We start from the raw sequence: 4,911 nt of genomic DNA on the forward strand, positions 1-4,911 counted from the left end.
TTGCACACCCATCAAATCGCTGGCCCGCAGGAAGTCCTCAAACTCGGGTTGAACTGGAATGCCGAGGGCGCCTGCTTGCTGCCAGTAGTTTTCGAGCCAGCCGTGCACGCGTGCCTCGGGCCAACTGAGGAAGGCGTCCTTGAACAGGCAGGTTACGTCATAGGTCACCGGGCCATACACCGCATCCTGGAAGTCAAGCACACCGGGATTGGGCTCGCTGAGCATCAGGTTGCGCGGCATGTAGTCACGATGCACCAGGACTTTTGGCTGTGCCAGGGCACTGTCGATCAACAGTTCGCTGACCTGCTGCCAGAGTACTTGCTGCGCCGCGTCGAACTCGATGCCCAATTCGCGCTTCACATACCACTCGGGGAACAGTTCCAGCTCACGACGCAGCAAGGCCACGTCATAGCTCGGCAAAGGCGCAACCATCGGCAACTGCTGGAAAGCCAGCAACGCTTGCAGGGCATCCTTGAACAAATCGTCGGCGTTTTCGTTGTCGATGACGTCCAGATAGGTCTTGTTGCCCAGGTCATTGAGCAAAAGAAAACCACGCTCGAGGTCTTCGGCATAAATTTTCGGCACATTTATTCCGGATTTCGCCAGCAAAAAGGCGATATCCACGAAGGGTTTACAGTTTTCCTGGGGCGGCGGCGCGTCCATCACAATGAAACTTTTGCCACCGCCTTCCCAGCGGAAATACCGCCGGAAACTCGCGTCGCTGCTGGCCGCAGTCAACGTGGCCGGGGGGACGGCGCCCCAACTTTGCTCGGCAAAAAAGGTCGTCAATTGTTCATCGAGCCAAACTTTCAGGTGTTGCAAGCGTACATCTTGATCAGGCATTGCAAGGGTCTCCGACGGCGCTAGCCGTCAAGCGGGTCATGCTTTATTATCCAGCATCTTTTTCAGACCATCGAGAGGCGTGCGGCCCACACCGCGGGCAGATGGCACGCAGGAAGCCCGGACTAATAAGATGGCATTGAAATCCCCCGCGTTTCGTAAAAAATTTCCGTTGTTGGTTACCGGCAGTTTGCTGGCGCTGCAACCCCTTGCCACTTCCTACGTGGTCGCCGCGGAACAGTTTGACTGCTCAGTCTCTGCTTCGGGTTCCTGGGACTGTGCGCCAAAGGCGCCGGCGGCTGCTTTGCCACCGCGTCCCGTTCATGACGGTAGCGCAGTTTCCGCCACCGGCGAAGCCCCGGCCGAGAGCGGTTCCAGCGAAGACACTGGCGCCAGGCCGGTGCTGGTCACCGAATCCAAAGGCCTTGGCCTGAAGTCGCGTAGCGCAGACTACAGTCACCTCGACTGGGTTCCCCGCGAGCAACTCACCGCCGCACAATTGGCCGAAACCGGTCCTTATTGCTCTGGTTCCTATGTCGAACCGATTCGTCCTGGCATGAATGACAAGACGAATAAAAGTGACGCACCAACCTTTATCGGCGCAAAAGCCTCCCGCTATAAGCAGGATGAGCAGGTCGCGACACTGGCCGGCGACGTTGTCATGCGTCAGGGCAGCATGCAGGTCGAAGCCGACGAAGCCAACCTGTACCAAGCCGAGAGCCGGGGCGACCTGAACGGCAACGTGCGCATTCGCGACAACGGCGCATTGATCGTCGGCGACCACGCCGACGTGCAGCTCGACACCGGTGAAGCCAAGGTCGACAACGCCGAATACGTGATGCACAAATCCCGCGTCCGCGGTAATGCGCTGTACGCCAAACGTGCCGAGAACGCGATCATCCGCCYCAAGGATGGTACGTACACCACGTGCGAACCGAACAACAACGCCTGGCAGCTCAAGGGCAACAACATCACCCTGAACCCGGCCACCGGTTTCGGTACGGCGACCAACGTGACGCTGCGGGTCAAGGACATTCCAGTCCTGTACACGCCGTACATCTATTTCCCGATCGACGATCGTCGCCAGTCCGGCTTCCTGCCGCCGAGCATCGGCACCGGCAGCGATACCGGCTTCATGCTGGTCACCCCGTACTACTTCAACCTGGCGCCGAACTACGATGCCACGTTGTACCCGCGCTACATGGAAAAGCACGGCTTGTTGATGGAAGGCGAATTCCGCTACCTGACCAAGGCCAGCGAAGGCCAGTTCGGTGCGGCTTACCTCAACGACGAAAGCGACGAGCGCGACAAGCAGACCGACGCTGAAAAAACCCGCTACATGTACAACTGGCAGCACAAGGGTGGTCTGGACTCGCGAGTGCTCACGCAAGTCGACTACACCAAGATCAGCGATCCGTATTACTTCCAGGATCTGCAGACCGACCAGATTGGCGTGAAAACCAACGACTACGTGAACCAGCAGGGTTCCGTGACCTATCGTGGCGACAGCTATACCGCCCGCGCGAACGCTCAGGCATACCAACTGGCGACCGTATCGAACATTACACCGTACGACCGCCTGCCGCAGCTCACCCTCGACGGTATGCTGCCTTATCATCCGGAAGGTCTGGACTTCACGTACAGCACCGAACTCGTGCGGTTTGACCGGGATCTGCAGAACGGTACCTACACCGACGAAGACGGTAATGTGTCGCCACGGCTTGATACCAACGTTGTCGGTCTGGCACGCGCCAATGGCGACCGCCTCAACCTGGCACCGGCTGTCAGCCTGCCACTGAACTGGACCTACGGATTCCTGAAGCCAACACTCAAGTACCAGTACACCCAGTACCAACTGGACCTGGACGGTCTCGGCAAAACTCAAAGCGCGCAGCAAGAACAAGCCGCAGCTGCCACCGGGACTAAAAATTTCAATGGTAATTTTGACAGCAACCAGAACCGCGGCGTGCCGATCGCCAGCATCGACAGCGGCCTGTACTTCGATCGTAATACCCAGTATTTCGGCAAGAACTACCGCCAGACCCTCGAGCCGCGCCTGTTCTACCTGTACGTGCCTGAAGTCGACCAGGAAGACATCCCGGTATTCGATACCAGCGAATACACCTTCAACTATGCGTCGCTGTTCCGTGACAACCGCTTCTCAGGCTCCGACCGTGTCGGCGACGAGAACAAGCTGTCCCTGGGCGTGACCAGCCGCTGGATCGAAGACAACGGTTTTGAGCGTCAACGCATCAGTGTCGGCCAGGCCTTGTACTTCAAGGACCGCGAAGTTCAATTGCCGGGCATCAATCCAAAAACCCGCGCCGATGCCCAAGCCAGCGTTTCCCCATATGCGCTGGAATACGAATATCGCTGGAACCGCGACTGGCGTACCACCGCCGACTACAACTGGGACCCGGACAGCCGCAGCCCTCGCTCGGGCAGCGCGATGTTCCACTACCAGCCTGAAGACAATCCGAACAAGGTCGTCAACGTTGGCTATCGCTATCGTAACGACCAGGTGATCTACAACCAGACCACCGGTCAATGGCAGTTCGGCGGTGACTACGGCACCCCTGGCCAGCCTAACTTCGTGAAGGATTACTACAAGATCCAACAGCACGACTTCTCGGTGATCTGGCCGATCGTGCCGCAATGGAGCGCCATCAGCCGCTGGCAGTATGACTACAACCGCAACCGTACCCTGGAAGCCTTCGGTGGTTTCGAGTACGACAGCTGCTGCTGGAAACTGCGCCTGATCAACCGTTACTTCGTTGATTATGACGAGTTCAGCCAGCAAGCACCGCAAAACGAAAAAGGCGACCATGGCGTCTTCCTCCAAATTGTTCTGAAGGGACTCGGCGGCCTCACCGGCGCCAAGGCCGAGAGCTTCCTCGACAAAGGCATTCAAGGTTATCGTGAACGTGAAGACCAAGCTTTCTGATTGTCTGCGCCCGCTGATGCTGGGCGCGCTGTTCCTGAGTACGGCGGCCAGTGCCGCCGTACAGTCCATCGATAAAGTGGTGGCCATCGTCGACAACGACGTGGTCATGCAGAGCCAACTGGACCAGCGCGTTCATGACGTTCAGCAAACCATTGCCAAGCGCGGTTCTGCCGTGCCGCCGGCCAGCGTGCTGGAGCAGCAGGTACTTGAGCGCCTGATCGTCGAAAACCTGCAATTGCAGATCGGCGATCGCTCCGGCATCCGCATTACCGATGAGGAGTTGAACCAGGCAGTCGGCACCATTGCCCAGCGCAACAACATGTCGGTCGAGCAGTTCCGCGCCGCCCTTACTCGCGATGGCCTGTCTTACGACGACGCGCGTGAGCAGATTCGTCGCGAAATGGTCATCAGCCGCGTGCGCCAGCGCCGGGTTGCCGAACGCATTCAGGTTTCCGAGCAGGAAGTGAAGAACTTCCTGGCTTCCGACCTGGGCAAAATGCAGCTGTCCGAAGAGTTCCACTTGGCCAACATCCTGATTCCTACGCCGGAAAGCGCCAACTCCGACGCGATTCAGAATGCAGCCAAACAGGCCGACACAATTTACCAGCAGCTCAAGCAAGGCGCTGACTTCGGTCAGTTGGCAATCGCCAAGTCAGCCAGCGAAACCGCACTGGAAGGTGGCGACATGGGCTGGCGCAAAGCCGCTCAATTGCCTCCGCCGTTCGATCGCCTGCTGAGCACCATGCCGGTAGGTGATGTCACCCAGCCAATGCGCACCCCGGGCGGTTTCATCATCCTGAAAATTCTCGACAAACGTGGCGGCGAGACCCAGATGCGCGATGAAGTGCATGTGCGCCACATCCTGGTCAAACCGAGCCCGATCCGCGACGAAGCGAAAACCAAGGCCCTGGCCGAGTCGCTCTACAGCCGTATCCAGGCTGGCGAAGACTTCGCCGAGTTGGCGAAAAGTTACTCGGAAGACCCGGGTTCCGCCCTCAACGGCGGCGACCTGAACTGGATCGACCCGAACGCGCTGGTGCCCGAGTTCCGCGCAGTGATGGCCAAGACCCCGCAAGGTCAACTGTCCAGGCCGTTCCAGACTCAATACGGCTGGCACGTCCTGGAAG

3 protein-coding genes are annotated in these 4,911 nt (G+C 58.6%); 2 read left to right on the forward strand and 1 reads right to left on the reverse strand.

Annotated elements, in window-relative coordinates; genetic code table 11:
• Positions 1 to 843 (reverse strand): aminoglycoside phosphotransferase family protein (locus ACXRVY_RS17135; RefSeq protein WP_458237828.1); only part of this gene is annotated, 843 nt, incomplete at its 3' end.
• A 130-nt stretch (positions 844 to 973) separates the two neighbouring features.
• Between ACXRVY_RS17135 and ACXRVY_RS17140 the strand changes: the two genes are divergently transcribed.
• Entirely contained in the window at positions 974 to 3,784 is a 2,811-nt protein-coding gene (locus ACXRVY_RS17140; protein ID WP_458237829.1) for an LPS-assembly protein LptD, read from the forward strand.
• Positions 3,759 to 4,911 (forward strand): peptidylprolyl isomerase (locus ACXRVY_RS17145; RefSeq protein ID WP_458237830.1); only part of this gene is annotated, 1,153 nt, incomplete at its 3' end. The genes ACXRVY_RS17140 and ACXRVY_RS17145, both read left to right, overlap by 26 nt.

Source organism: Pseudomonas sp. P5_A2_2, assembly GCF_054177685.1.